This window comes from Leisingera sp. ANG59, from assembly GCF_013317235.1.
In the GTDB taxonomy this organism is placed as follows: Bacteria; Pseudomonadota; Alphaproteobacteria; order Rhodobacterales; family Rhodobacteraceae; genus Leisingera.
Genome location: NZ_WLCM01000012.1, coordinates 65,992 through 91,316, shown reverse-complemented (window position 1 = coordinate 91,316; position 25,325 = coordinate 65,992). Strand labels below are relative to the sequence as shown.

Genomic DNA, 25,325 nt, shown 5'->3' with positions numbered 1-25,325 from the left:
CTGTCAGCTGGTGCCATTCCGGCAGGCTGCGGCGTTAGCTGTCGTAGTCGATGGCGTGTGCCAGCTGTTTTTCAAACTCCAACGCCTTGCCGGTGCCGAGCGCCACGCAGTTGAGGCTCTCATCCGCGATGGAGACGGCCAGGCCGGTCTGTTCGCGCAGGGCAAGGTCCAGATCGCCCAGCAGAGCGCCGCCGCCGGTCAGCATAACGCCGCGGTCGACAATGTCGGCGGCTAGGTCCGGCGGCGTGGTTTCCAGTGCAGTCATCACCGCCTCGCAGATTTGCTGCACCGGTTCGGCCAGCGCTTCTGCCACCTGGGCCTGGGAAATCTCGATTTCCTTCGGCACGCCGTTCAGCAGGTCGCGGCCGCGGATCTGCATCGACTGGCCGCGGCCGTCGTCGGGCATCCGGGCGGTGCCGATGGAGGTTTTAATGCGCTCGGCGGTGGATTCACCCACCAGCAGGTTCTGCTGGCGGCGCAGGTAGCTGATGATCGCCTCGTCCATGCGGTCGCCGCCGACGCGGACAGAGCGCGCATAAACGATGTCGCCCAGCGACAGGACCGCCACCTCGGTGGTGCCGCCGCCGATGTCAACAACCATGTTGCCGGTCGGATCTGTGATCGGCATGCCCGCCCCGATGGCGGCTGCAATCGGCTCGGCAATCAGGCCGGCGCGGCGGGCGCCTGCGGAGAGCACCGACTGACGGATCGCGCGTTTTTCAACCGGGGTGGCGCCATGCGGCACGCAGACGATGATCTTGGGCTTGGAGAAGGTTGAGCGCTTGTGCACCTTGCGGATGAAATGCTTGATCATTTCCTCTGCGGTGTCGAAGTCGGCAATCACGCCTTCGCGCATCGGCCGGATCGCCTCGATCGAGCCGGGGGTGCGGCCCAGCATCAGCTTGGCGTCTTCACCCACGGCCAGCACTTTTTTGACGCCGTCCTTGACGTGGTAGGCGACCACGGAAGGTTCGGACAGGATCACCCCGCGGCCCTTGACATAGACCAGAGTGTTGGCTGTGCCGAGGTCGATGGCCATGTCCGAGGAGAACAGACCGCCCAAGTTTCCGAAAAGCGCCATATAGAAGGGATCCTGTGAGTGCTGCCAATATTCCTTGGGCGACTCCCCTCAGAAGCCGCCTTCCCAAACCTTATAAGCGGCAGGGCTGGGCCGCGAAAGGGCGTATTATGGTGAAACAGCGCCTTTCCGCCCACTATATAGAGCCTCAACCTAGCCGCGTTCCTGCACTGTTCCTGCTGCAGCTGAAAGGCGTGCCTGGTCTGGAAGGGACTGCTGCGGAACGTCTGGCCGTCAGCTTCGGAAGATCCGCTTCATTTCGGCGTCGAAATGAGCCCAGGTCAGGCTGGCGCTGTTGCCGGCATAGCCCTCGTAATAGGATTTCCCGGTGGAGATTGGCAGTCCGGCCCAGATCTTGGCCAGGTTCAGCATGAAGGTCTTGCGCGGCATTTCCGAAGCCAGGAAGGCGCTGTAGCCGGCCTCCTCCACCAGTTGGTGCGCCAGCTGGTCCTGCAGCTCCGGCGTGAAGCGGGCCCGCGGATTCACCCCCTGATGCTTAACCAGCCGCCGCAGCGTTGCGGGGATGAACTGATAGCGCCCGATGGCATGGGGCTGTCCCGGGGTGCCGTCGATCCAGGCGTTGATCTCGGCAATTGTCATGCTTGTCGGCTTCTTCGGCGGCTTGCGGGTGGCGCCATATTGCACCGCATCATACTGCGCCTTGCCGGCCTCGGCGCTGGCAATCAGATCCAGCAGACGTTTGACGCTGGGCGGTGCCTTCAGGATCGGGGCAAACAGCCCGCTGCCGCTGCGGCCGCGGAACAGGCTGGCGGCACTTGGGTTGAGCGATACCGCCCCGCGGCCTTGGTCCGCGCCGGGCAGGGTGTCCGGCAGCAGGCTGGCAATGGCCTGCGGAGCCGGGCCTGGGACCGCAGGTGCGGGCGCCGGTCCGGGCATCGGGGCAGAGGCCTTTTGCAGGAAGAAATTATTGCCGACCAGCGAATACCCCTGCGCGCTGACCGCAGCCGCCGTGCACAGCAACAGGGCCAGAAACGTCAGGATCAGGGCAAGGGCGCTCATTCTGAGGGGCATGGGAACCTGCATTCTGCGGTATCTTTTCGGGGTGCAGTCTGCCGCAGCGGGGTTGAGATTCCGTTTACCGGGCGTACGCCGCCCCTTCCGCCCTTTGGAAATAGCGGCTAGAGGGGGCGCATGCTCTCTTATCAGCACATCTACCACGCCGGAAATCTGGCCGATGTCCAGAAGCACGCGCTGCTTGCCTGGATGCTGGCCTATCTCACCCGCAAGGATAAACCGCTCAGCTATATTGAGACCCATGCGGGCCGGGGCCTCTACCGGCTGGACGCGCCCGAGGCCGTGAAAACCGGCGAGGCGGAGCAGGGCATCACCAAGGTCCTGGCAGAACAGGGACTGGCTGCGGATCATCCGCTTCACCGTGCCCTGTCGGAAACCCGCAAGGCACATGGAGCCGCCGCCTATCCCGGCTCACCGCTGATTGCAGCCTCGCTGCTGCGACCCGGCGACTCGCTGCATTTTGCTGAGCTGCACCCGCAGGAAAATGCAGCCCTGCGTGCCGCGCTGAAGCCCTGGAAGGCCAAGGTGCACCAGCAGGACGGATTCGAACTCGCCATGTCGCTGGCACCGCCGACACCGCGCCGCGGGTTGTTGCTGATCGACCCCAGCTACGAGATCAAATCCGATTACACCCGTATCCCCGGCATCATCGGCCAGCTGCACAAGAAGTGGAACGTCGGCGTTATAGCCCTGTGGTATCCGATCCTGCGGGACGGCAGTCACAAGCAGATGCTGAAGGCGCTGGAGGCGCAGGGGCTGCCTGATGCCCTGCGCCACGAGGTGTTCTTCCCGCCGGTGCGCGAAGGACACCGGATGATCGGCAGCGGCATGTTTGTGGTCAACGCGCCCTACGGCGCGGCAGAGGAAGCCGCGCGGATTTCGGCGCTGTTCGACGCGGTCTCCCGCAAGTAACCCCGGATTGCGCGTTCGACCCGCTGGACCAGCGCGGTACCGCCTGCTTCGCCGGCAAAGGCGGCGGCGTTGATCATCCCTTTGGCAATGGCCACCACGTCGCGCGCCTCCTGCGGTCCGGCATCGGGGGCGAAGCGGCGGATGGTGTCCAGAACGATCTGCGCCATCTCCTCTGCCAGTGCGGCGGTTTCCGGTGCCAGCTGCAAACGCTGTTCGGCATATTCCGCCTCCATAGCCAGCCGCGGCCGTTCGAACTGGTGCCGCATCCCGGCGGCCAGAAGCTCGCGCAAGGCTGCCTCCGGCGGCTCATCGCGGCAGCGCGCTGCGGCGTCCCGCATCCAGCCCAGCAGCTCTGCCCGCTTGCTGCGCAGCACGGCGGCCAGCACCGCCTCTTTGTTGGGGAAATACTGGTAGAGCGAGCCGATGCTGACGCCGGCCCGGTCGGCAATCGTATTTGTTGTCAAACCCTCGCGCCCCGACGTTTCCAGAATGCGAGCCGCCGCCTCCACGATCGCCTCCTGGGTGGCGCGGGAGCGGGCCTGGCGCGCTTGTTTTCTTGGGCCGTGCATCGCGGGTGCCTTCCTGCCGGGAACGCGAGTTGAGAATGCGAGCAATCCTTCACATTCTTGGCGGCAAAGGCAACATTGCGGAGGTTCCCCGATGAAAATGACCATCTTCCTGCTGCTCAACGCCTCCCCCGGCTGGCTGCGCCTCAGCCGCGCGGAACGCGGGCGCATCGCCGCTGCCGGGCTGGAGCCTTTCGCCAGCGACGGGTTGTCGCTGCGCCATTTCGATGCCGAGGCGTTTCATGCGGAGTTCAGTGACGTGGCGATGATCGAGGCGGAAACGCCGGAGGCCTACTACTGCGCCATGGAACAGTTGCGGGACACTGCGCTGATCACAGAAGGCTACTTCACGGTGGCCGGGATCATCCCGTCTTATGAAAACGGATTCCGCACCTATGAGGCCGCCCATGCGGTTTGACGGCAAACGGGTACTCGTCACCGGCGCCTCGCGCGGGATCGGGCGGGCGCTGGCATTACAGCTGGCGGCGGAAGGGGCTGAGGTTCTGGCGCTGGCCCGCTCCACTGAGGCGATGGAGGGGCTGCCAGAGGGCGTGGAACGGCTGGCCTGCGACTTGGCAGACAGTCGCGCACGGGCGGCGCTGATTGCCGGTCTGCAGGGGCAGCGGCTGGACGGGATGATCAACAACGCGGGTATTCAGATCGCCGCCGATTTCGCCAAAGGCGGGGCCGATCCGCAGGATATCGAGCGGGAGGTGGCGGTGAACCTGACAGCCCCCATGCATCTCGCCGCCGGGCTGCTGCCGGTTCTTGCGCAAACGCCAGGCAGCTTTCTGGTCAATGTGACCTCCGGCCTTGCCCTGGCCCCGAAACGGCAGGCGCCGGTCTACTGCGCCTCCAAGGCGGCCCTGCGCAATTTCACCCGCGCCCTGCGCTACCAGGCTGAGGGCGCAGGCCTGCCAGTGCGTATCACGGACTGCGTGATGGCGCTGGCCGCGACCCAAATGACCGCCGGGCGGGGCCGCGGCAAGATCAGCCCCAACGCAGCCGCCGCCGCCCTGCTCGGCGGGATTGCTGCGGGCAAAAGCGAAATCTGGGTGGGGCAGATGAAGCTGTTGCGGCTGATCCATCGCCTCTCCCCGGCGCTTGCAGCCCGGATCCTGCGCGGCTGAGGTTTGCAAATAACTTTGAAATGCAGCGCTTTCCCGCTACGCTTTCCGGCAGGGAGGGCGTGCTATGGAACGCAGGCTGGCCGCCGTGCTGGCGGCGGATATGGTTGGTTACAGCCGCCTGATGGACGTCGATGAGCAGGGCACCCTGGCGCGTCTTCGCACCCACCGGATTGAACTGATCGACCCTGCAATCGCCAAGAACCGCGGCTCCATCATCAAGACCACCGGCGACGGGATGCTGGTCGAGTTCCCTAGCGTCTGCGATGCGGTAGCCTGCGCCGCCGAGGTGCAGGACCGGATGCGCCGCCGCAACGCCGATGTGGCGCCCGATAAACGCATTCAGTTCCGGGTCGGCGTAAATCTTGGCGATATCATCTTTGACGAAGGCGACATCTACGGCAGCGGTGTGAATGTGGCGGCCCGGCTGGAACAATTTGCCGGCACCGGGGACGTCTGTGTCTCTGCCGCCGTTTACGATCAGGTCCGCCGCATGGGCGAGCTGCAGTTCGAGGATCTGGGGCCGCAGCATCTCAAGAACATTGCGGAACCGGTGCAGGTCTACCGGCTGATTCTGGAGGGGGAGGCTGCCGGCGCGGGGCCCGGCCAGGATGACAGCGCAGCTGAGCCTTTTGCCGTGGTCAAACCCTCCATTGCGGTGCTGCCCTTTGCCAACATGAGCGGCGACCCGGAGCAGGAGTTTTTTGCCGACGGGCTGACCGAAGACATCCTGACTGAACTCAGCCGCCGCCATGAGTTGTTTGTGATCTCCCGAAACTCGTCCTTTGTCTACAAGGGGCAAGCGGTCAACATCCGCGAAGTGGCGGAAAAGCTGGGCGCCCGCTACATCGTCGAGGGCAGCGTGCGCAAGGCGGGCAACCGGCTGCGGGTCACCGTGCAGCTGATCGACAGCTGCAACGACTCCCATATCTGGGCGGAGAAATACGACCGCACCCTCGACGACATATTCGAGATCCAGGATGAGGTGACATCGGCCATTGTCGCCACCCTCCCCGGGCGGATCGAAGCAGCGCAGCAGGATGAAGTCTCACGCAAGAAGCCTTCCAGCCTGGCGGCCTATGAATGTGTGCTGGCTGCGAAGGTCCTGCACCACCGCAGCACCCGCGAGGACAACGAAGCGGCGATGAAGCTCATCGACCGGGCTGTGGAGCTGGACCCGGAGTTCGCTCATGCCCACGCGTGGCGGGGCTGCATCCGCGGCCAGGCTTGGGGCTATGGCTGGTGCGACGACACCGAGGAGATGCTGCGGCTGTCGATGGAAGCGATCCAGAAAGCTGCTGCGATGGATGATAATGATGCTGATGTGCACAGGCTGATGGCGGCTCTGGCGATTATTCAGGATAACCTGTCCCAGGCGCAGTATCACCAGGAACGCGCCCTCGCCTTGAATCCGAATTACGATCTGGTTGTGGTGCAGATGGGCGAGCTGCTGACCTGGCAGGGCCGGCCTGAAGAGGGGGCGGAATGGATTCGGAAGGCCATGCGCCTGAACCCGCATTTTCCGGTCCGTTTCTGGAGCCATCTTGGCAAAGCCCATTTTACCGCGCGCCTGTATCAAGAGGCGCTGGCGGATTTCATGCGGTTGCCGGCTATGGACGCGGTTCAGACAGCACTGGTGGCGGCCTGTCACAGCTGGCTCGGCAATGTGCGGCAGGCGCAGGAGTATGTGGAGCAAGTCCGGGTGATGCAGCCCGATGCCACGGCAGAAGGGCTGCTTGCCGGGCTGCACTATGGCCGCACTGAGGATGCCGGGCATTTCACCGAAGGGCTGCGCAAGGCTGGGCTGAATTAGGCAGCAACGAAAAAGGGCGCCGCAGCGGGCGCCCTTTCGATTTGAGTGAGGCCAGACTCAGGCCAGGTCCTTGTAGGAAATTTCCTTGGTGTCGGCGCCTTCTCCCACCCGGCCGCGGCGCACGATCAGCCGGTTCAGCGCGTTCACGTAGGCCTTGGCCGAGGCCACAACCGTATCGGTGTTGGCGCTTTCGCCGGTGGCGATGTTGCCATCCTCCTCCAGCCGCACTGAAACCGTCGCCTGCGCGTCGGTGCCTTCGGTCACCGCATGCACCTGGTAAAGCTGCAGGCGGGCGGTGTTCGGATAAATCTTGCGGATCGCCTTGAAGGTGGCATCCACCGGCCCGTCGCCCTCGGCTGTCTCGGTCACGTCCTTGCCGTCAATCTCCATCTCGACAGTGGATTCCGCCGGGCCGCCGGTGCCGCAGACCACTTTCATCGAGACGATCTTGAGGTGGTCGTTCTCCGCGTCGGTGCCGATGCGCATCAGCGCGATGAGGTCGTCGTCGAACACCTCTTTCTTGCGGTCGGCCAGCTCCTTGAAGCGGACAAAGACGTCCTTCAGCTGGTTGTCGCCCACCTCATAGCCGAGATGCTCCAGCTTGTCGCGCAGCGCCGCGCGGCCGGAATGCTTGCCCAGGGGCAGCGAGGTGCCGGAGAGGCCGATGTCCTCGGGCCGCATGATCTCGAAGTTCTCGCGGTTCTTCAGCATCCCGTCCTGGTGGATGCCGCTTTCATGCGCAAAGGCGTTCTTCCCGACAATCGCCTTGTTCGGCTGCACAACAAAGCCGGAGACGGTCGAGACCCGGCGCGAGATGTGCATGATCTTGGTGGTGTCGATGCCGGTGTGCCAGGGCATGATGTCGTTGCGCGTCTTCAGCGCCATCACCACCTCTTCCAGCGCGGTGTTGCCCGCGCGCTCGCCGAGGCCGTTGATGGTGCATTCGATCTGACGCGCGCCGCCCGCGACAGCGGCCAGCGCGTTGGCGGTCGCCATGCCGAGGTCATTGTGGCAGTGGGTGGCAAAGATCACCTCATCGGCGCCCGGCACCGTCTCGATCAACTGCTTGATCAGGTCAGCGGATTCCATCGGCGCGGTATAGCCGACGGTGTCGGGGATGTTGATGGTCGTGGCGCCTGCCTTGATGGCGATCTCGATCACCCGGCAGAGGTAATCCCACTCGGTCCGGGTCGCGTCCATCGGCGACCACTGCACGTTGTCGACCAGGTTGCGCGCGTGGGTCACGGTCTCGTGGATCTTGTCGGCCATCTCGTCCATGGTCAGGTTCGGGATGGCGCGGTGCAGCGGCGAGGTGCCGATGAAGGTGTGGATACGCGGCTGCGCGGCCTTGCGCACGGCTTCGGCGCAGCGGTCGATGTCCTTGAAATTGGCCCGTGCCAACCCGCAGATCATCGCGTTTTTCGAGCGTTCGGCAATCTCGCTGACCGCGGCAAAGTCGCCTTCGGAGGCAATCGGGAAGCCCGCCTCGATAATGTCCACCCCCATCTCGTCCAGAAGCTCGGCAATCTCCAGCTTCTCGTCATGGGTCATGGTGGCGCCGGGGCTCTGCTCGCCGTCGCGCAGGGTGGTATCGAAAATCAATACACGGGATTTGTCGCCGGAAATCGGGGATGCGTTTGTCATTTTGGTATCTCTTGTCTCTGTCCTAGGCCCTAAGGGGCATCATAAGCCTTCGATGGCGCGCGTGCGGCAATCCTCTGAGCGGGCGCGCCGGAAGGGCACGCTCAGAGGCGGGCTAGGATCAGTAGGGCGCGCAGAGCGGCACCGCGGGGGGCGGTGGCTGCAATACTGATATCTGCGCAAATGGTCATGGCAGGGATTTATACAGAGGTGCCGCCGAATGGAAAGGGGGATTTTGCCCGCCGCGGTTGCCGCAGTTGCCGTTGCGGCACGGCACCGCTGCGGCGAGCAGCATGCGGCGGTTCGCGGCAAGTGCAAGACAGTATTGAAAAAGGCATTTAATATAAGTTAGGGCCTGCCGCAGTTTCAATGCGGCAGTTTGTCCGCACTGCGCCTTTTTTTAAGGCAGGAACGGCAATGGGTCTTGCGCTGGCAGGTTTTCCGGCGTTGGCACCCCGGATCCGGCGCTCTCGTTGAGAAATGCGCCATCGATAGGAGGAAAAAGTGTCGAATAAAATTGTCCTTGGATATGACGACAGCGAGGCCGCCAAATCGGCGCTTGCTTTTGCCGTCAGCCTTGCCAAAGCACAAGGGGCAGAGCTGGTGATCGCGCATGTGCTGGAATGGTCGCCCTATTCTTTCCTCACCCCGGAGGAGATCGAGCAGCGCCACAAGCGCCGCGAGGATGAACTGAAGCGCGCAGAGGATGCTTTGCTGGCACCAGTGCGCAAAAGCCTGGAAGACAGCGGTGTCACCGTTTCCACCGAGCTGAAGTACGGCCATATCGCGGAAACCCTGATCGATGTGATCAAAGAGAGCGGCGCCAGCCATCTGATTATCGGCCGCACGGGCCATTCGGCGCTGTCGTCGCGGCTGTTCGGCTCCGTTGCGGGCAGCCTGGCACAGGCGGCACCGGTTCCGGTCACCATCGTTCCCTAAAGATAAACTCAGAGGACAGTCATGAGGAAATCAATCAAGGCGGCAGCCCTGTCTGCGCCGCTGCTGCTGGCGGCAACCGCGCCGGCGATGGCACAATCCGTCGATGAGCGTGTCAATGAGCTGTTTGCCAGCTCCACCGGCTGGTTCGTCAACCTGATCTTCAGCCCGTTCCCCGGCACCAGCTTCCCCTGGATCGTGGCCTGGCTGGTGATCGCGGCAACCGTGTTCACCATCTACTTCGGCCTGATCCAGTTCCGCGCCTTCCCGCATTCCATTGCGCTGGTCAAAGGCGACTACGCCGACCCCAATGACGCGGGCGAGGTCAGCCACTTCCAGGCGCTGGCAACCGCGCTGTCGGGCACCGTCGGCCTCGGCAATATCGCCGGTGTTGCGGTGGCGGTCGGCATTGGTGGCCCCGGTGCCACCTTCTGGATGATCCTGGCCGGCCTGATGGGCATGGCTTCGAAATTCACCGAATGCACCCTGGGCGTCAAATACCGCAACGAGTTCGCAGACGGCCATGTTTCCGGCGGCCCGATGTATTATATGACAAAGGGCTTCGCCGAACGCGGCCTGCCGATGGGCAAGTTCCTGGCGGTCATGTTCTCGGTGTTCTGCATCCTTGGCGCCCTGGGCGGCGGCAACATGTTCCAGGCCAACCAGGCGCATGCGCAGATTTCCGGCGTTGTGGGCGCGTATCCGGGCTGGATCACCGGCGTGGTGTTCGCCGCGGTGGTGTTTGCCGTGATCGTCGGCGGCCTCAAGTCGATTGCCCGCGTGACCGAAAAAGTGGTCCCCTTCATGGGTATCATGTATGTCGCAGCCGCGCTTGTCATCCTGGGGATGAACGCGGACAAGATCGGCTGGGCATTCGGCCAGATCTTCGAGGGCGCCTTCACCGGCCTCGGCATCGCCGGCGGCATGGTCGGCGCGCTGATCCAGGGCTTCAAGCGGGCGGCCTTCTCGAACGAGGCCGGAGTTGGTTCGGCAGCCATCGCCCACTCCGCCGTGCGCACCAAGGAGCCGATCACCGAGGGTTTCGTGTCGCTGCTGGAACCCTTCATCGACACCGTGGTGATCTGCACCATGACCGCGCTGGTGATCATCATCACCGGTCAGCTGATCCAGGACCCGAACACCGGCCTGTACCTGCTGGACGAAGGCGCAAGCACCATCCAGACTATCGACGGCAACAAAGGCGTGGCGCTGACTTCGGCGGCCTTCTCTTCGGCCTTCGGCTGGTTCAAGTACGTGCTGGCGCTGGCAGTGATCCTGTTCGCCTTCTCCACCATGATCAGCTGGTCCTATTACGGCCTCAAGGCCTGGACCTTCCTGTTTGGCGAAGGCCAGACCACCGAACTGGTGTTCAAAGTGATCTTCTGCATCTTCGTGGTGATCGGCGCAGCCGCCAACCTGGGCCCGGTGATCGACTTCTCCGACGCGGCAATCTTTGCCATGGCGGTGGTCAACATCATCGCGCTCTACTTCCTGATGCCGATCGTCAAGAAAGAGCTGAACAGCTACATGTCGCGCCTGAAATCGGGTGAGATCAAGAAGTACAGCTGACCGGCTCCGGCCAGATCAAAGCTGAATGAGACAGGCCTTCCCGGGCATCCGGGGAGGCCTTTTCCTTTGGCCGTCTTAGCTGGCATTCTCCACAATCCGGCGCAGGCCGGCGATCTGGTATGGCAAGTCTTCGGCCTGCGACTGGCAGAATCCGATCAGCAGCCCCTGTGCCGTGCCATCCGGATCATGCGGCGACAGCGGCCGGATGCCATAGCCCGCCTCTGCCGCGCGGCGGCAGATACAGATGTCGCCCTGCGTGCCCTTTAGATGAAAGGCGATCTGCATCCCGGCGTTATGGCGGTGGAATGATCCCAGCGGTTCCGGCCACTCCGCCAGAGCTTCAGCCGCCGCCGCATAGCGTTCGGCATAAAGCCTGCGGGCGCGGCGGATGTGGCGGTCGTACTGGCCTGACGCCATGAATTCGGCCAGCGGCCGCTGCGCGGTGATGGCAGCGCCGGCGCTCGGGTGGGTGAACTGCGCCCGGAACTGCGCCACCAGCGCCGGTGGCAGGATTGCATACCCCAGCCGCAGCGCATGGGAGAATGTCTTGGAAAAAGTGCCCACATAGATGCAGCGCCCCTCCCGGTCGAGCGCCGCCATCGCAGGCACCGGCTGGCCGCAATAGCGGAATTCGCTGTCAAAATCGTCCTCGATGACCCATCCGCCGCGCGCCTTGGCGGCATGCAGAAAGGCTTGCCGCTGCGGCACCGGCAGGGTGCCGCCTAGCGGAAACTGATGCGAGGGCGTCAGCAGCGTGACCTTGGCCATTTGCCGCGGCACTTCTGCGCCGCGTGGCCCGGCCCGCAGCCAGTGCACCCGCCAGCCGCGAGCTTGCGCAAACCGCCGGGTGGGGGTGAAGCCGGGAGCCTCCAGCGCGATGTCCCCGCCCTCCACCAGAAACTCCATCGCCAGTTCCAGCGCCTCCCGCGCGCCGCTGGTGACCAGCACCTGCTCCGCACTGCAGTCGATGCCCCGCCAGCGCGCCGCATAGGCGGCGATTTCCCTGCGCAGCTCCGGGTCGCCGAATGCATCCTCCTGATGGCTCAGGCTCAGCGGGTCCATCCTTGCCACACGTGAAACACAGCGCGCCCAGGGCCGGGCCGGGAACACCTCCGGGTCAGGCGCGCCCGGCACCAGCATTCCGGGCGCGGGCGGCGGCGCCGCTGCAATAGGCTTGGCCGGAACCTCCGGCGGCCGGATTGGCGCCACGTCGCAGACAAACACCCCGGCACCCTGCCGGGTTTCGGCAAAGCCTTCCGCCACCAGCTGGTCATAGGCCGTCACAACGGTAGAGCGCGCCACCCCCAGATCCTGCGCCAGCGCCCGCGAGGACGGCAACCGGGTGCCGAGCCCCAAGCTCCCCTCGCTGATCCGGCTACGCAGTGCTTCGACGATCTGCAGATACAGCGGCTCAGCTTTGCTGTCAGAAATCATGCCGGAGAGGTCAATCATACTGGACCGTTCTTTTTGTTAAAAACTGGAAGTTAATATCAAACCAGTTTGCACGTAGCTGTCACGGGAAACAACAAGAAACATGAGGTCAGCCGATGCGCCAGCCCGAAGACGAAACCGCCCTGAAATCCGGCCGCAGCCGCCTGCGCCGCGCCCATGAGCGCGGGCATTACGACCGTGAGAGCCTGCATCAGGTGCTCGACGCCATGCCGCTGGCCCATCTTGGCTATCAGATTAATGGCTCCACTTCGGTGCTGCCCACCCTGCAATGGCGCGAGGGCGATCATGTCTACTGGCACGGCTCCGCCGCCAGCCGCGCGATCCGGGCGATGGCGGGTTCAGAAGTCTGTCTTACCGTCACCTGCATGGACGGCTACGTGCTGGCGCGTTCGGCCTTCCACCACTCCGTCAACTTCCGCTCCGCGATGCTGTTCGGTGTGGCAGAGAAGATCACGGATGAGGACGCCAAGGCGGCCAGCCTCAAGGCGATGGTGGATCATATCTTCCCCGGCCGCTGGGAGACCCTGCGCCCGATGAATGCGCAGGAGCTGAAGGCAACCGCGGTGCTGCGCATGCCGATCGAGGAGGGCGCCGCCAAGATCCGGTCCGGCCCGCCCAAGGATGACGAGGAGGACTACGCTCTGCCGATCTGGGCGGGCGTGGTGCCGATGGCAATGGAGCTGAAGCCGCCGCAGCCCGATCCGGCGAATCTGGAGAGCGTCGCGATGCCCGACCACCTGAGCCGCATCCGCATCGGCTGAAACGAAAGGCGCGCCGCTCCGGCGCGCCTCTAACCCGGTCAGGGTTACTCGGTCTGCTTTGCAGCCCCGGCACCGCCGCTGACAAGCGCACCGTTTTCCCAGGTGCCGTCTTCCTGCACGCCGTTGGCGTATTTCATCGTGCCCGCCCCCTGCCGCTTGCCGTTGACAAAGCTGCCCTCGTAGACATCGCCGTTGGCATAGGTCGCAATGCCCTGGCCCAGGATTTTGCCCTCCTGCCACTCGCCTTCATAGGTGAAGCCACTGGGCATCACAATCTTGCCTTGCCCGTGACGCTGATTGTTGACGAACTCTCCCGTGTAGACTGAGCCGTCGGCGTAGGTCACCGTGGCCTGCCCATGGCGCCGCGACTCTTGCCAGCCGCCTTCGTAGCGGTAGCCGTCCGCATAGGTCATCACCCCGTGGCCGTGGTTCTGGGCATTCTTGAAGCCGCCGGTATAGGTCAGGCCATTGGGGTAGATGGTGGTGCCTTCGCCCTCAATCACTCCAGCCACCCAATCTCCTTCATAGGTGGCGCCGTCCGGATAGGTGATCTTGCCCTTGCCTTCGGGCAGATCATCGCGGAATTCGCCCTCATAGACAGAACCGTCGGGGTAGGTCATCGTTCCCTTGCCGTCGATCTGCCCGTTGGCCCAGTCACCGGTGTAGGTATAGCCGTCTTTCTCGGTGATCGTGCCTGTGCCGTGGCGCTGGTCGTCGGCGAATTCGCCGACATAGACATCACCGTTGGCATAGGTCATTTTCCCATGGCCATGGCGCCGGGTGTTTTGCAGTTCACCCTCATAGACATCGCCGTTCGGGTGCTCCTGGCGCCCGGTTCCCTGCATCTGGCTTGCCACCCATTCGCCTTCGTAGATCAGCCCCTCAGGGGTTTCGAGGCGGCCCTGCCCCTGCAACTGGCCATCCGCGACCCGGCCCTCGTAAACGGTGCCATCCGCATAGGTGATCTTCGCCAGGCCGTGCTGGCGGCCGTCAACCCAGTCACCGTCATAGGTGTAGCTGTCGGGTGAGGTCATCACTCCCCGGCCGTGCCGCTTGCCATCGGTAAAACTGCCTTGATAGCGCACGCCGCTGGCATAAACAGAGGTGCCGTCGCCGTGGATCTGCCCGTCCTGCCAACCGCCCTCATAGGTGCTTCCGTCGGCGCGGGTCAGCTTGCCCAGCCCGTGCGGCTTGCCTTGCGCAAATTCGCCTTCATAGACCGACCCGTCCGGGAACCGCGCCACGCCCTGGCCGCGCACTTCGCCTTCGACCCACTCGCCGGAGTATTGATAGCCGTTCGGCAGCGTGTAGGTGCCGGTGCCATGCTGCAGCCCGCTCTTGAAAGTGCCTTCATAGACACCGCCGATCTCGTCTTGGGTGGTGATGACCTCGCCTTCCTGCGCCAGCGCGGGTGCGGCCAGTGCCAGGATGGTGGAAAGCGCGAATGCGGTGCCGAAACGGGTCATTGAAAACCTCTGCCTGCCCAGGGATTACGGTGCTGCTGCCATATTGGGTTGCTCGCCCGGAAACTAAGCTACCGCAACACTGGCCGCAATGTCTTTTCCCCGGCTTGCCCCCTTGCCCTTTTCCTTGGCTGTCAATCTGGTAAATGGCGGGAAGAAGTATTTCACAAAAGGCCCAAGCAGCATGGCAGACCGTTTCCGTGTGACACTGGCGCAGCTGAATCCGACGGTGGGCGATTTGGCAGGCAACGCCGCCAAAGCCCGTGCGGCCTGGGAAGAAGGGCGCAAGGCCGGTGCCGACCTGGTGGCGCTGCCGGAAATGTTCATCACCGGCTACAACACTCAGGACCTGGTGATGAAGCCGGCCTTCCACACCGCGGCCATCGCCGAGGTGGAGAAACTGGCAGCCGACTGCGCAGACGGCCCGGCGCTGGCCATCGGCAGCCCCTGGGTTGAGGGCGCGCAGCTTTACAATGCCTACCTGATCCTGAAAGGCGGCAAGATCGCCTCCCGCAGCCTCAAGCACCACCTGCCGAACGAGACCGTGTTCGACGAGGTGCGGATCTTCAATGCCGGCCCGTTGGGCGGCCCCTACGCGGTCGGCAATACTCGCATCGGCTCCCCCATTTGCGAGGACGGCTGGCACGAGGATGTCGCGGAGACGCTTGCCGAGACCGGCGCCGAGTTCCTGCTGATCCCCAACGGTTCACCCTATTTCCGCGACAAGATGGAGGTGCGCTTCAACCACATGGTGGCACGCTCCGTCGAAACCCATCTACCGGTGATCTATCTCAACATGGTGGGCGGCCAGGACGACCAGGTCTTCGATGGCGGCTCCTTTGTGCTGAATCCCGGCGGCGCCCTGGCATTGCAGATGCCGGTGTTCGACGAGGCCTATGCCCATCTCGATCTGGAACGCACCGACGACGGCTGGCGCGCGGCAGAGGGCGAAAAGGCGCATCTGCCCGACGCCTGGGAGCAGGACTACCGGGTGATGGTGGAATCCCTGCGCGACTACATGGGCAAGACCGGTTTCAAAAAGGTGCTGCTTGGGCTGTCGGGCGGCGTCGACTCGGCCATCGTGGCGGCCATTGCGGTGGATGCGCTGGGTGCAGAAAACGTCCGCTGCGTGATGCTGCCGTCCGAGTACACCAGCCGGGAATCGCTCGACGATGCCGAGGCCGTGGCCAAGGCGCTGGGCGTGCATTACGACTATGTCCCGATCTCCGAGGGCCGCTCCGCGATCACCAATACCCTAGCTCCGCTGTTTGCCGGCCGTGATGCCGATATCACTGAAGAGAACATCCAGTCCCGCTTGCGCGGCCTGCTGCTGATGGCGATGTCCAACAAGTTCGGGGAAATGCTGCTGACCACCGGCAACAAGTCTGAGGTCGCGGTCGGCTATGCCACCATCTACGGCGACATGAACGGCGGCTATAACCCGATCAAGGATCTCTACAAGACCCGCGTGTTCGAAACCTGCCGCTGGCGCAACGCCAACCACCGCCCCTGGATGAAGGGGCCGGAAGGTGAGGTGATCCGTCCCAATGTGATCGACAAGCCGCCCAGTGCCGAGCTGCGCGAGGACCAGAAGGACAGTGACAGCCTGCCGGATTACCCGGTTCTGGATGCAATTCTGGACATTCTGATCGATCAGGATGGCTCAATCGCAGATTGCGTCGCGGCAGGATATGACCGCGATACGGCCAAGCGGGTGGAGCATCTGGTTTATATCAGCGAATACAAACGCTTCCAGTCCGCGCCCGGCGCCCGCCTGACCCGGCGCGCGTTCTGGCTGGACCGCCGCTACCCGATCGTGAACCGCTGGCGCGACCCCTCCTGAGGGCCGCGTTAACCCTTTGAAGCCGCAGGTTTTTCTGCACCTTCAGCAGAGCGGAATGCGCAATTCATGAAGTGGTAACGCTCTGATATGCGGCGGAAAAATCACATTGGCGGAATGCGGCGCAGCCGGTGTCGCATGCACGCTGGACCAGCGGTTTTGCACCGGGCATAGATGCCTCCATGCCTGGACCCAAGCTGCCCCATTTCCAATCCGATCTGGCCTTGCCCAAGGCCGTCGACGCCGTGGTGATCGGCGGTGGCATCATTGGTGCCAGCACCGCGCTGGAGCTGGCCGAACGCGGCCATTCCGTGCTGCTCTGCGAAAAAGGGCAGATCGCGGGGGAGCAAAGCTCGCGCAACTGGGGGTGGGTACGGATCGCTTGCCGCGACCCGCGGGAAATCCCGCTGATGGCAGAGTCGCTGCGCCTTTGGGAGGGGCTGGCGGAACGCACCGGGCATGAAACCGGGTTCACCCGATCCGGTATCCTCTACACGGCCGAAACCGCCAAGCGGGAAGCCCAGCTGGAGCGCTGGCTGGGTAATCTCGACGGCTGGGGACAGGGCGCCCGCATGGTCCGCGGCGAACAGCTGGCCCTGCTGATGCCGGGGCATCAGACGGCGGCTCGCGCGGCGCTGCACACGCCGCTGGACGGCCGCGCCGAACCGCAGCTGGCGACCCACGCAATCGCTTCCGCCGCCCGCGCGGCCGGGGCGAAAGTGATGACCGACTGCGCCGTGCGCAGCGTCGAGACCTCCGCGGGCCGCATCAGCGGCGTGATGACCGAACGCGGCCGGGTGGCCTGCTCTGCCGTTGTCACTGCAGGCGGCGCCTGGTCGCGGCTGTTCCTGGGCAACGCGGGGGTGAACCTGCCGCAGCTCAAGGTGCTGAACTCGGTCCTGCGCACTTCACCGGTGCAGGGCGGCCCGGAAACCGCGGTGCGCAGCGGCAACCTCGGCCTGCGCAAGCGGGCAGACGGCGGCTACACGGTCTCGGACGCGATGGAGAATGTGGTGGACATTGTTCCCGACAGTTTCCGCCTTGGCTGGAAATTCCTGCCCAGCCTGCGACAGGAATGGCGGGCGCTGCAGTTCCGGATCTCCGGCCGCTGGGCAGAGGAGGCAGCGCAGCCCCGCCGCTGGGGCCCGCAGGACACCACGCCGTTCGAACAGTGCCGTGTTCTGGACCCGGCGCCCTCGCAAAAGGCGCTGAAAAGCGGCTGGGCCGCCGCGCAAAAAGCCTTCCCGGTGCTGCAGAACGCCGACGTGGTGCAAAGCTGGGCCGGGCTGATGGATGTGACCCCGGATGCGATCCCGGTCATCTCGCAGGTGGACAGCCTGCCGGGGCTGTTCATCGCCACCGGCTTCTCCGGCCATGGCTTCGGCATCGGCCCCGCCGCCGGGCGTCTGACCGCCGATCTGGTGACCGGCAGCGCTCCGGTTGTGGATCCGCGCGCCTTCCGCCTGTCGCGGTTCACCGACGGCAGCGGTTACGGCCCGCAAACCGGCTATTGAACCATCCGCTAGTCAGGCGGAGCAGGACTGTCCGAACGCCTGGGCTGCACTACCATTATGGCAGGAGGGCTGGCGATGAGCCGGAACAAGACAGCCCCGACGGGCGCAAGCGTTTTAGAGTTTCTGCAAGCGGTGGAGCCGGAGCGCAAATCGGTAGAGGCCCAGGAGTTGGACAGGCTGTTCCGCGAGGTAACCGGCTACCAACCGCAGATGTGGGGCCCGTCCATCATCGGATACGGCCGCTACCGATACCGCTATGCGACGGGCCGCGAAGGGGAATTCCTGGCCACCGGATTCGCCCCGCGCCGGGCGCGCCATTCAATTTACATCATGCCGGGCTATCAGGATTACAGCGCCATCCTGTCCCGCCTGGGCAAGCACAAGCTGGGCAAAAGCTGCCTCTATGTGAACAAGCTTGCCGATGTCGATCTGGAAGTTCTGGGGGAACTGGTCAAAGCGGGTCTCAAGGACCTGAACGCGATCTGGCCGGTGCAGCCGGAGTAATTGCCGGGCTTTCATCCTTCCCGAAATACTCGCGCCGCAAGCCCGCGCCTAAGGCGCGTTAACACTACCGAAACTGGACAATCCGGCGCCCATGTGACAAGGGGCAGGGCAACAGGAGACTCGTGATGACCACCACCCGTTTTGCCCCGTCGCCGACCGGCTATATCCACGTCGGCAACCTGCGCACCGCGCTGATGAACTACCTGATCGCCCGCAAGGCCGGCGGCACCTTCATCCTGCGCATCGACGACACCGATCCGGAGCGGTCGAAGGAAGAATACGTCGATGCCATCAAAGAGGATCTGGAGTGGCTGGGCCTGACCTGGGACCGCGTGGAGCGCCAGTCCGAGCGGCTGGACCGCTATGTGGCTGCGGCAGACAAGCTGCGGGAGATCGGCCGTTTCTACGAAGCTTTCGAAACCCCGACCGAGCTGGACCTGAAGCGCAAGAAGCAGCTCAACATGGGCAAGCCGCCGGTTTATGACCGCGCAGCCCTGAACCTGTCCGACGACGAAAAAACGGCACTGCGCGCCGAGCGCGGCGACGGCGTCTGGCGCTTCAAGCTGGACCATCAGCGCATCGAGTGGACCGACGGCATCCTGGGCGATATCTCCATCGACGCGGCCTCGGTCTCGGACCCGGTGCTGATCCGCGGCGACGGCCAGTTCCTCTATACGCTGGCCTCCGTGGTCGACGATACCGAAATGGGCGTGACCCATGTGGTGCGCGGCTCCGACCACGTCACCAACACCGCCACCCAGATCCAGATCATCGAGGCGCTGGGCGGCTCTGTTCCTTCCTTTGCCCACCACTCGCTGCTGACCGGCCCGCAGGGCGAGGCGCTGTCCAAACGCCTTGGCACTCTGGCGCTGCGCGACCTGCGCGAAGCCGGTGTGCAGCCGATGGCGCTCCTCAGCCTGATGGCGCGTCTGGGTTCCTCCGACCCGGTCGAGCTGCGCACGGAGCTGGCGGAGCTGATTGACGGTTTCGACATCAACCGCTTCGGCGCAGCGCCGACCAAATTCGATGTCGAGGACCTTTACCCGCTGACCGCCCGCCACCTGCAGTCGCTGCCGCTGGAGGCTGTGCAAACCCACGTGGACGCGCTGGGCGTCCCGGCCGGGAAACAGGCGGCTTTCTGGGATATGGCCAAGGAAAACATCACCACCCTCAAGGACCTGGCCGGCTGGTGGGATCTGTGCCGCGACGGCGCCGAACCGCTGGTGGCGGATGAGGACAAGGACTTCATCGCCGAGGCGATGGCCCTGCTGCCCGAAGGCCCCTATGACAGCGAAAGCTGGGGCAACTGGACCGCTGCGGTGAAGGAGGCCACCGGCCGCAAGGGCAAGGGCCTGTTCATGCCGCTGCGCAAGGCCGTGACCGGCATGGAGCGCGGCCCCGACATGTCCGCTCTGCTGGCGCTGATGGAAACCGTGCGCGCCCGCGGCTGACACCTGAGACATCCTGTTGCAAAAGGCGGTGCCTCCGGGTGCCGCCTTTCTCGTTTCCGGACGGACTCTATCAGCCCCAGTTGCCGTCCCGTACGTCCTGGCACATCTCCCTGGCGGCCTTGGCCATATCCGGGTTCGGATGTTCGCCAAGCGCATTAAGCGACTTTTCCATCCAGCACATCACCGATGGCGAGTCGCTGCCGCAGCGGGCGATCGGCGGGAAGGCGCAGTGCAGCAGATGCCGTGCTGTGACCGGCGGGACATTCACTTTCGGGTATTCGGCCCCGCGGGCGTCGCTGCTTTCGTCCTCCGGGGTGTTCTCCCACAGCAGCCGCTCCAGCCGCCCCATCACTTCCACTGCGGTGCCGGGATCATTGACGCCGGGCGACAGCGCCCGCTGCGCGGTCTCCGCCAGCAGGGTCAGGCCAAAGGAGGGGTCCTGATCGAAGCTGCGCACGTCGCCGATGTCGATCGCGGCAGAGGCCGCCTTGCAGAAATCCTCGTCCCCGCCCGTGGCCCAGGCCACCGGCTGGCCGCGCAGGATGTACTCCCCCGGCGCCCGCGCCAGGGTGATCTCGGTGCCGGCCTCATCCGCCAGCTCGTTCAGCCGCGCCAGCCCGGCATAGCGGACAAAGCCGCTCTTGGCGGCGGGAATATCCATGGCGTCCGCGGGTTTGGCGTTTTTGCGCGCGCAGAGGCCCCCGAGGCAGGGTTTGTCCATCCGCGCCCGCAGGCTGGCGCGGCTGCGGTTCTCGATCAGCCGCAGGGTGTGGTCCATGCTTCCCAAGCCCGACAAATGATCAATCCAGCGCAGGATGGCGCCGACAATCAGAACCACCACGATGACGGTCAGGCAGAAAACGACAAACGCGCCCTCCGGCGTGAAATAGCCGGCCCGGAACAGGATCACCGCGCTCAGCGAATAGATGAAGCCGCTGACGAATGTCGCTAGCACCCGGTGGGTGACGGTGTCCTCCAGCAGCAGCCGGTAGACCCGCGGTGTCGCCATCGAGGCGGCGGTGCGGTAGGCGCTGACCATGACGTTGAGCGAAAAGGTGGTGACCGCCAGCATGCCCGACGCCAGGATCGTCAGCACCGGCAGCACCGCCTCGCGCCCAAAGTCCTCGCTCAGGTTGTCGGGCAGCCAGGGTTTTGCCAGCGGCGCCAGCAGCAGCGCTAGCACGGACATCAGGGAAATCAGAACAACCCTGAACCAGAGCTGCCGCGCAATTCGGCCCAGGTGCAGCAATAGCTTTTCGATCATGCCTCCCAGACTATGCGGCGGGCGCCGGTGCTGTCGATCAGATCGTCAAACATTTTACGCTCAGCTGCAGCGATGGGCTGATGGCGCGGATATAGCGGTGCCGCGCGGTCGTCCAGAATGGGGGAGTCCCAGCCATCGGTGGTTTCCACAAACCCCTGAAGTCCGGCCTCGCCGAACACTCGCAAGTAGCCCTGAAGCACCACATCCAGATAGCTCAGCAGGATCGGGTGCCGTTCGCTGACGCCGTTCTGCTTGTCCGCCGCCACGGCATAGACGGAGATTTCAGGGCTGCCCGCCAGCCCGTGCTGCACCCGGTCCGAGGCCGGCAGCCGCTCATAGGCGAATTCCCGTTCGTCCAGCGCCGCCCAGTCGGCGCCCGGCACCTCCGCAATCAGCCCGTCGATTTCGCTGTTTTCGCAGGGCACCGCCGACAGGAACGCCACCTCGCGCAAGGAGGTATGCACCCAGGCGCGCCGCCAGCCGCTGAGCCGGGCAGGTGCCGCACCGCCATAGGCATGGGTCGCAGTGTTCACCAGGCTGCCGTAGCCAAAGAAGTAAGGAGCCGTCATCTGTGCGCCCTTCTGCCGCATGTTCGCTTATTGATGTATGTCAAACCGCTTTTTCCGCTCTTGTGCAATAAGCGATGCACCATAGCTGCGGGAGCTGACCCATGCGCATTACCAAAAGGACCAACATTGCCGTGCGGCTGCTGATGTACTGCGCCGCGCATGAAGACCGCCTGGTGACCAAGGCCGAGATCGCAGAGTGCTGTAATATCTCGGAAAACCACCTGGCGCAGGTGATCAACCAGCTGAGCCAGCTGGGCTACCTCGCCACCCAGCGCGGCCGTAACGGCGGCATGAACCTGGGCAAGCCCGCGGCGGAGATTCGCATCGGCGATGTGTTCCGCGATGTCGAGGGCAACCTGCCGATGGTGGAATGCTTTGCCGACGCGGACAACACCTGCCCGCTGTCCGATGCCTGCCGGCTCAAGGTGGCGCTGGCGGATGCGGCACAGGCTTTCTATGCCTCGCTGGACGATATCTCGCTGGAATCCCTGGTCTGCGACAACCATGACCTGATGCGCCTCTTGCAGCCGGTCTCCTGCGGCGCCCGCTAAGCCAGGCCGCCGCAGGCCAGGTCATTCGCGCGCGCGCAGGATGCGGGCGGGCTTGGCGGCCAGCGGCCGCAGCGCAAATGCCAGCCCCGCCAGCAGCGTCGTCAGCACCCCGCCAGAGATCACCATCACCGCATTGGGCCAGATCACCGCATAGCTGGTCTCAAACACATAGGCGTTGATCGCCCAGGCCCCGGCAATGCCGGCCGCCAAGGCAACCATCCCTGCCGCCGCGCCCAACAGCGCAGAGCGCAGGGCAAAGCTTGCCAGGATCTGCTTGCGCGGGGCGCCCAGGGTTTTCAGCAGCGCCGCCTCATACCGCCGCGCAGGCTCCCCCGCAGCCGCGGTGCCAAGCAGCACCAGGAACCCGGTCAGCAGCGTTGCGGCGGCGCCATAGGCGGTGGCTGCCGCCAGCTGCCGCAGGATGTCCGACACCCGGTCGATGGCGTCACGCATCCGGATGGCGGTGATATTCGGCATCTCCCGCGCCAGATCGCGCAGGATCGCGGCCTCCGCCTGTTCCTCGGCATAGACGGTGGCGATGAAGCTGTGCGGCGCGCCCGCCAGCGCGGCCTCGTTCAGCACCATCACAAACCCCATACCCGCGGTGGAGAAATCCACGTTGCGGAAGCTGGTGATGGTGCCGGTGATGTCACGGCCCAGGATGTTCAGCGTCAGCGTGTCCCCCAGATTGAGGCCCAGCTCCTCGGCCTCCTCGGCGGCAAAGCTGATCTGCGGCCCGCCGGAATAATCCTCCGGCCACCACTCGCCAGCTGTGACCTCTGTCGCTTCCGGCTGCGCGGCGGCATAGGTGATGCCGCGGTCGCCGCGCACCACCCAGTGATCGCCCGCAACCTCCGTGGCGGGCTGTCCGTTGATCCGGGTCAGCACCCCGCGCAGCATCGGCGCGTTCTCTACCCGGGTGACGGAGGGGTCATTCTCCACCCGCTCCAGGAAGGCGGGCATCTGGCTGCGCTGGATATCGACAAAGAAATAGCTCGGCGCCACATCCGGCAGGTTGCCCGCAATGGCGCGGCGCATGTTGCCGTCGATCTGGCCGATGGCGGCCAGCACCGTCAGGCCCAGACCCAGCGCCAGCACCGCAGGCACCGCGCCGTCGCGGGCGCTGCCAATGGACGACAGCGCCCACCGCAGGGCAGGGCGCCCGCGCGACGCCCCGGTGCCGCGGCGCGCCGCAAAGCCGATCGCCAGCGCGGCGACCAGCAGCACCAGCAGCGCCCCCATCAGTCCGCCTGCGGTCCACAGCGTCAGCTGCGCCGAGCCGCTGAACCACGCCGCCAGCCCCACCAGCGCCGCCAGCGCCAGCGCGGTTGCCAGCAAATAGCGCGGTGCGGGCAGCCGTGTACGGCTGGCAAAGGCATCGCGGAACAAGGAGGCCGCGCGGATCCGCTCGGCCCGGGCCAGCGGCCAAAGCGCAAAGATGAAGGCGGTCAGCACACCATAGACGGCGGCCTCTGCCAGGGCAGACGGATAAAGCGAAAACACCGCCGGAAACGGCAGCTGCGCCGCAATCAGCGGCCCCAGCAGCATCGGCCCCACGCCCCCCAGCACCAGCCCGAAGCCGACTCCGATCAGCGTCAGCGCACCGATCTGCAGAAAGTAGGTGAGGAAGATCGTCTGCCGCTCCGCCCCCAGCGTGCGCAGGGTGGCGATGGTTGCGGTCTTGGTGGCCAGATAGGCCCGCACGGCGGCAGAAACACCGACCCCGCCCACCGCCAGCCCCGACAGGCCCACCAGCACCAGAAACCCGCCCAGCCGCTCGACAAAGGTGGTAACCCCCGGCGCGCCGTTCCTGGCATCGCGCCAGCGCATGCCGGTGGTTTCAAACAGCCCCTCGGCCTCCGCCTGCAGGGCGGCCAGATCGCTGCCCGGCGGCAGTTCCATCCGGTATTTGGTGTCAAACAGCGTGCCCGGCTCCAGCAGGCCGGACCCGGCCAGATCCTCAGTCCTGACCATGGTGCGCGGCCCCAGCTCAAAGCCGGAGGCGGCGGCGTCCGGCTCCAGCGCAATCATCGCAGTCAGCGTGAAGTCCTGTGTGCCAAGCCGGAATGTATCCCCCGGCTGCAGGCCCAGACGGTCGGCCAGAACCCGGTCCATCACCGCTCCCGGCAAGCCTTCTGCGCCCGCCAGCGCCGTCTCCAGCGGCATGTCAGGGGTCAGCTCCATCTCCCCTTTCAACGGGTAGAGACCGTCCACAGCCTTCACCTGGGTCAGTCCGCGCTCCTCTCCCACCGTGGCCATGGACCGGAACTCGGCAATCTCGGAATGGCGCAGCGCGGTCCGGTCCAGCCAGGCGCGCTCGTCCTCATTGGCAAACCGGTAGGTGAAATTCAGTTCGGCATCGCCGCCCAGGATCGTCGCTCCCTCTTGCGACAGCCCGGCCTCGATAGAGGCCCGGATGGAGCCAATGGCGGCAATCACCCCGACCCCCAGGGCAAGACAGGCTAGAAAGATGCGGAACCCCTTCAGCCCGCCGCGCAGCTCCCGCAGGGCAAACCGCCAGGCGAGGCGGATAGAGGCGGCATTCATTCCGCGGCCTCGCGCGCCGCCGCGCCGTCCACGCGCCCGTCGCGCAGCCGCACCACCCGGTCGCAGCGCGCTGCCAGCTCCGGCGCGTGGGTGACCATCACCAGCGTCGCGCCATAGCGGTCGCGCAACCCGAACAAGAGGTCCATCACCGCTTCGCCATTGGCCTCATCCAAGTTGCCGGTCGGCTCATCCGCCAGCAGGATCGCAGGCCGCGGCGCGAGTGCCCGCGCCAGCGCCACCCGCTGCTGCTCGCCGCCCGACATCTGCGCCGGGAAATGGCCCGCCCGGTGGCCCAGCCCCACCGCCTCCAGCTCTGCCTGTGCGCGGGGAAAGGCATCCTTGACGCCTGCCAGCTCCAAGGGTGTCGCCACGTTTTCGAGCGCGGTCATGGTCGGGATCAGGTGAAAGCTCTGGAACACCACCCCCATGTTGTTGCGGCGGAACCGGGCCAGCGCGTCCTCGTCCATTGCGGTCAGATCCTGGCCCAGGGCGGTCACGGTGCCGCCGGTCGCCTGTTCCAGCCCGCCCATCAGCATCAAGAGCGACGACTTGCCGGACCCGGACGGTCCCACCAGCCCCAGCGTTTCCCCCTGCCGCACGTCCAGCGAGATGCCGTGCAAAATCTCCACCGGGCCGGTATTGCTATTCAGGGTCAAACTCGCATCTAAGAGATGCAGAACGGGGCTGTTTTGATCGGTCATCGGGCCTGCCTGTTGGATGCACCTAACGGAT

The 25,325-nt window shown here is 64.9% G+C and carries 22 protein-coding genes; 12 read left to right on the top strand and 10 right to left on the bottom strand.

Annotated elements, in window-relative coordinates:
• Positions 1–34: 34 nt before the first annotated feature.
• A complete protein-coding gene (locus tag GKC28_RS12960; RefSeq protein WP_019297721.1) occupies positions 35–1,081 on the bottom strand; it encodes a rod shape-determining protein in 1,047 nt (348 codons plus the stop codon).
• Between the two features lie 231 nt (positions 1,082–1,312).
• A complete protein-coding gene (locus GKC28_RS12955) occupies positions 1,313–2,110 on the bottom strand; it encodes a hypothetical protein (RefSeq protein WP_254604226.1) in 798 nt (265 codons plus the stop codon).
• A 120-nt stretch (positions 2,111–2,230) separates the two neighbouring features.
• Between GKC28_RS12955 and GKC28_RS12950 the strand changes: the two genes are divergently transcribed.
• Entirely contained in the window at positions 2,231–3,025 is a 795-nt protein-coding gene (locus GKC28_RS12950; RefSeq protein ID WP_174147319.1) for a 23S rRNA (adenine(2030)-N(6))-methyltransferase RlmJ, read from the top strand.
• Here the strand turns inward: GKC28_RS12950 and GKC28_RS12945 are convergent.
• Positions 2,962–3,594: a TetR/AcrR family transcriptional regulator gene (locus GKC28_RS12945; RefSeq protein ID WP_174147318.1), complete on the bottom strand. Its 633-nt coding sequence runs from the start codon at positions 3,592–3,594 to the stop codon at positions 2,962–2,964. The two genes, GKC28_RS12950 and GKC28_RS12945, sit on opposite strands and share 64 nt — an antisense overlap.
• Before the next feature lie 91 nt (positions 3,595–3,685).
• On the opposite strand from GKC28_RS12945, the gene GKC28_RS12940 reads away from it, so the two are divergent.
• The 3 genes from GKC28_RS12940 (at position 3,686) to GKC28_RS12930 (ending at position 6,531) form a co-directional block, all read left to right on the top strand.
• Complete coding sequence (locus GKC28_RS12940; protein WP_174147317.1) at positions 3,686–4,009, top strand: darcynin family protein; 324 nt, start codon at positions 3,686–3,688, stop codon at positions 4,007–4,009.
• Positions 3,999–4,721, top strand: coding sequence for an SDR family NAD(P)-dependent oxidoreductase (locus GKC28_RS12935; RefSeq protein ID WP_174147316.1), 723 nt, complete (start codon positions 3,999–4,001; stop codon positions 4,719–4,721). The genes GKC28_RS12940 and GKC28_RS12935 overlap by 11 nt, the downstream gene beginning before the upstream one ends.
• A gap of 64 nt (positions 4,722–4,785) precedes the next feature.
• Positions 4,786–6,531, top strand: a complete 1,746-nt coding sequence (locus GKC28_RS12930) for an adenylate/guanylate cyclase domain-containing protein (protein ID WP_174147315.1) — start codon at positions 4,786–4,788, stop codon at positions 6,529–6,531.
• A 57-nt stretch (positions 6,532–6,588) separates the two neighbouring features.
• Here GKC28_RS12930 and GKC28_RS12925 read toward each other — a convergent pair whose 3' ends face one another.
• Positions 6,589–8,175: a 2-isopropylmalate synthase gene (locus tag GKC28_RS12925; protein ID WP_174147314.1), complete on the bottom strand. Its 1,587-nt coding sequence runs from the start codon at positions 8,173–8,175 to the stop codon at positions 6,589–6,591.
• Positions 8,176–8,676: 501 nt separating this feature from the next.
• On the opposite strand from GKC28_RS12925, the gene GKC28_RS12920 reads away from it, so the two are divergent.
• A complete protein-coding gene (locus GKC28_RS12920) occupies positions 8,677–9,111 on the top strand; it encodes a universal stress protein (protein ID WP_174147313.1) in 435 nt (144 codons plus the stop codon).
• A gap of 21 nt (positions 9,112–9,132) precedes the next feature.
• Positions 9,133–10,677, top strand: coding sequence for a sodium:alanine symporter family protein (locus tag GKC28_RS12915; protein ID WP_174147312.1), 1,545 nt, complete (start codon positions 9,133–9,135; stop codon positions 10,675–10,677).
• A 75-nt stretch (positions 10,678–10,752) separates the two neighbouring features.
• On the opposite strand, the gene GKC28_RS12910 is transcribed toward GKC28_RS12915, so the two are convergent.
• Positions 10,753–12,129 (bottom strand): PLP-dependent aminotransferase family protein, encoded by a 1,377-nt coding sequence (locus tag GKC28_RS12910; RefSeq protein WP_174147311.1) that lies wholly within the window; start codon positions 12,127–12,129, stop codon positions 10,753–10,755.
• Between the two features lie 95 nt (positions 12,130–12,224).
• Between GKC28_RS12910 and GKC28_RS12905 the strand changes: the two genes are divergently transcribed.
• Positions 12,225–12,890: a pyridoxamine 5'-phosphate oxidase family protein gene (locus GKC28_RS12905; protein ID WP_174147310.1), complete on the top strand. Its 666-nt coding sequence runs from the start codon at positions 12,225–12,227 to the stop codon at positions 12,888–12,890.
• 44 nt (positions 12,891–12,934) lie between these two features.
• Here the strand turns inward: GKC28_RS12905 and GKC28_RS12900 are convergent, their stop codons facing one another.
• The gene (locus tag GKC28_RS12900; protein ID WP_174147309.1) at positions 12,935–14,356 is read right to left on the bottom strand and encodes an MORN repeat-containing protein; all 1,422 of its coding nucleotides are present in this window, start codon (positions 14,354–14,356) and stop codon (positions 12,935–12,937) included.
• A 181-nt stretch (positions 14,357–14,537) separates the two neighbouring features.
• Here GKC28_RS12900 and GKC28_RS12895 point away from each other — a divergent pair, with 181 nt between their 5' ends.
• From GKC28_RS12895 to gltX, 4 genes are all read left to right on the top strand, one after another.
• Entirely contained in the window at positions 14,538–16,196 is a 1,659-nt protein-coding gene (locus tag GKC28_RS12895) for an NAD+ synthase (RefSeq protein WP_174147308.1), read from the top strand.
• 179 nt (positions 16,197–16,375) lie between these two features.
• Positions 16,376–17,707, top strand: coding sequence for an FAD-binding oxidoreductase (locus tag GKC28_RS12890; protein ID WP_174147307.1), 1,332 nt, complete (start codon positions 16,376–16,378; stop codon positions 17,705–17,707).
• Positions 17,708–17,782: 75 nt separating this feature from the next.
• Positions 17,783–18,211 carry a DUF1801 domain-containing protein gene (locus GKC28_RS12885; protein WP_174147306.1) on the top strand — a complete coding sequence of 143 codons (429 nt, stop codon included), beginning with the start codon at positions 17,783–17,785 and terminating at the stop codon, positions 18,209–18,211.
• A gap of 125 nt (positions 18,212–18,336) precedes the next feature.
• On the top strand, positions 18,337–19,662 hold the full coding sequence (gltX, locus tag GKC28_RS12880; RefSeq protein WP_174147305.1) for a glutamate--tRNA ligase: 1,326 nt from the start codon (positions 18,337–18,339) through the stop codon (positions 19,660–19,662).
• Positions 19,663–19,732: 70 nt separating this feature from the next.
• On the opposite strand, the gene GKC28_RS12875 is transcribed toward gltX, so the two are convergent.
• Positions 19,733–20,926, bottom strand: coding sequence for a DUF2254 domain-containing protein (locus GKC28_RS12875; RefSeq protein ID WP_174147304.1), 1,194 nt, complete (start codon positions 20,924–20,926; stop codon positions 19,733–19,735).
• Positions 20,923–21,495: a gamma-glutamylcyclotransferase family protein gene (locus GKC28_RS12870; RefSeq protein ID WP_254604225.1), complete on the bottom strand. Its 573-nt coding sequence runs from the start codon at positions 21,493–21,495 to the stop codon at positions 20,923–20,925. Before GKC28_RS12870 ends, GKC28_RS12875 begins: the two co-directional genes overlap by 4 nt.
• A gap of 101 nt (positions 21,496–21,596) precedes the next feature.
• Between GKC28_RS12870 and GKC28_RS12865 the strand changes: the two genes are divergently transcribed.
• Complete coding sequence (locus GKC28_RS12865; protein ID WP_174147302.1) at positions 21,597–22,046, top strand: Rrf2 family transcriptional regulator; 450 nt, start codon at positions 21,597–21,599, stop codon at positions 22,044–22,046.
• A gap of 21 nt (positions 22,047–22,067) precedes the next feature.
• On the opposite strand, the gene GKC28_RS12860 is transcribed toward GKC28_RS12865, so the two are convergent.
• Both GKC28_RS12860 and GKC28_RS12855 read right to left on the bottom strand, forming a co-directional pair.
• The gene (locus tag GKC28_RS12860; protein ID WP_174147301.1) at positions 22,068–24,593 is read right to left on the bottom strand and encodes an ABC transporter permease; all 2,526 of its coding nucleotides are present in this window, start codon (positions 24,591–24,593) and stop codon (positions 22,068–22,070) included.
• Entirely contained in the window at positions 24,590–25,294 is a 705-nt protein-coding gene (locus GKC28_RS12855; RefSeq protein ID WP_174147300.1) for an ABC transporter ATP-binding protein, read from the bottom strand. The genes GKC28_RS12860 and GKC28_RS12855 overlap by 4 nt, the downstream gene beginning before the upstream one ends.
• Positions 25,295–25,325: the final 31 nt, after the last annotated feature.

What these genes read in the sequence shown, in the direction of transcription:
- GKC28_RS12900 (WP_174147309.1), bottom strand. Translation starts at nt 14,356, where the DNA reads ATGACCCGTTTCGGCACCGCATTCGCGCTTTCCACCATCCTGGCACTG.
- GKC28_RS12865 (WP_174147302.1), top strand. Translation starts at nt 21,597, where the DNA reads ATGCGCATTACCAAAAGGACCAACATTGCCGTGCGGCTGCTGATGTAC.
- GKC28_RS12950 (WP_174147319.1), top strand. Translation starts at nt 2,231, where the DNA reads ATGCTCTCTTATCAGCACATCTACCACGCCGGAAATCTGGCCGATGTC.
- GKC28_RS12915 (WP_174147312.1), top strand. Translation starts at nt 9,133, where the DNA reads ATGAGGAAATCAATCAAGGCGGCAGCCCTGTCTGCGCCGCTGCTGCTG.
- GKC28_RS12895 (WP_174147308.1), top strand. Translation starts at nt 14,538, where the DNA reads ATGGCAGACCGTTTCCGTGTGACACTGGCGCAGCTGAATCCGACGGTG.
- GKC28_RS12935 (WP_174147316.1), top strand. Translation starts at nt 3,999, where the DNA reads ATGCGGTTTGACGGCAAACGGGTACTCGTCACCGGCGCCTCGCGCGGG.
- GKC28_RS12860 (WP_174147301.1), bottom strand. Translation starts at nt 24,593, where the DNA reads ATGAATGCCGCCTCTATCCGCCTCGCCTGGCGGTTTGCCCTGCGGGAG.
- GKC28_RS12955 (WP_254604226.1), bottom strand. Translation starts at nt 2,110, where the DNA reads ATGCCCCTCAGAATGAGCGCCCTTGCCCTGATCCTGACGTTTCTGGCC.
- GKC28_RS12905 (WP_174147310.1), top strand. Translation starts at nt 12,225, where the DNA reads ATGCGCCAGCCCGAAGACGAAACCGCCCTGAAATCCGGCCGCAGCCGC.
- GKC28_RS12945 (WP_174147318.1), bottom strand. Translation starts at nt 3,594, where the DNA reads ATGCACGGCCCAAGAAAACAAGCGCGCCAGGCCCGCTCCCGCGCCACC.
- gltX (WP_174147305.1), top strand. Translation starts at nt 18,337, where the DNA reads ATGACCACCACCCGTTTTGCCCCGTCGCCGACCGGCTATATCCACGTC.
- GKC28_RS12885 (WP_174147306.1), top strand. Translation starts at nt 17,783, where the DNA reads ATGAGCCGGAACAAGACAGCCCCGACGGGCGCAAGCGTTTTAGAGTTT.
- GKC28_RS12890 (WP_174147307.1), top strand. Translation starts at nt 16,376, where the DNA reads ATGCCTGGACCCAAGCTGCCCCATTTCCAATCCGATCTGGCCTTGCCC.
- GKC28_RS12855 (WP_174147300.1), bottom strand. Translation starts at nt 25,294, where the DNA reads ATGACCGATCAAAACAGCCCCGTTCTGCATCTCTTAGATGCGAGTTTG.
- GKC28_RS12930 (WP_174147315.1), top strand. Translation starts at nt 4,786, where the DNA reads ATGGAACGCAGGCTGGCCGCCGTGCTGGCGGCGGATATGGTTGGTTAC.
- GKC28_RS12925 (WP_174147314.1), bottom strand. Translation starts at nt 8,175, where the DNA reads ATGACAAACGCATCCCCGATTTCCGGCGACAAATCCCGTGTATTGATT.
- GKC28_RS12875 (WP_174147304.1), bottom strand. Translation starts at nt 20,926, where the DNA reads ATGATCGAAAAGCTATTGCTGCACCTGGGCCGAATTGCGCGGCAGCTC.
- GKC28_RS12910 (WP_174147311.1), bottom strand. Translation starts at nt 12,129, where the DNA reads ATGATTGACCTCTCCGGCATGATTTCTGACAGCAAAGCTGAGCCGCTG.
- GKC28_RS12960 (WP_019297721.1), bottom strand. Translation starts at nt 1,081, where the DNA reads ATGGCGCTTTTCGGAAACTTGGGCGGTCTGTTCTCCTCGGACATGGCC.
- GKC28_RS12940 (WP_174147317.1), top strand. Translation starts at nt 3,686, where the DNA reads ATGAAAATGACCATCTTCCTGCTGCTCAACGCCTCCCCCGGCTGGCTG.
- GKC28_RS12870 (WP_254604225.1), bottom strand. Translation starts at nt 21,495, where the DNA reads ATGACGGCTCCTTACTTCTTTGGCTACGGCAGCCTGGTGAACACTGCG.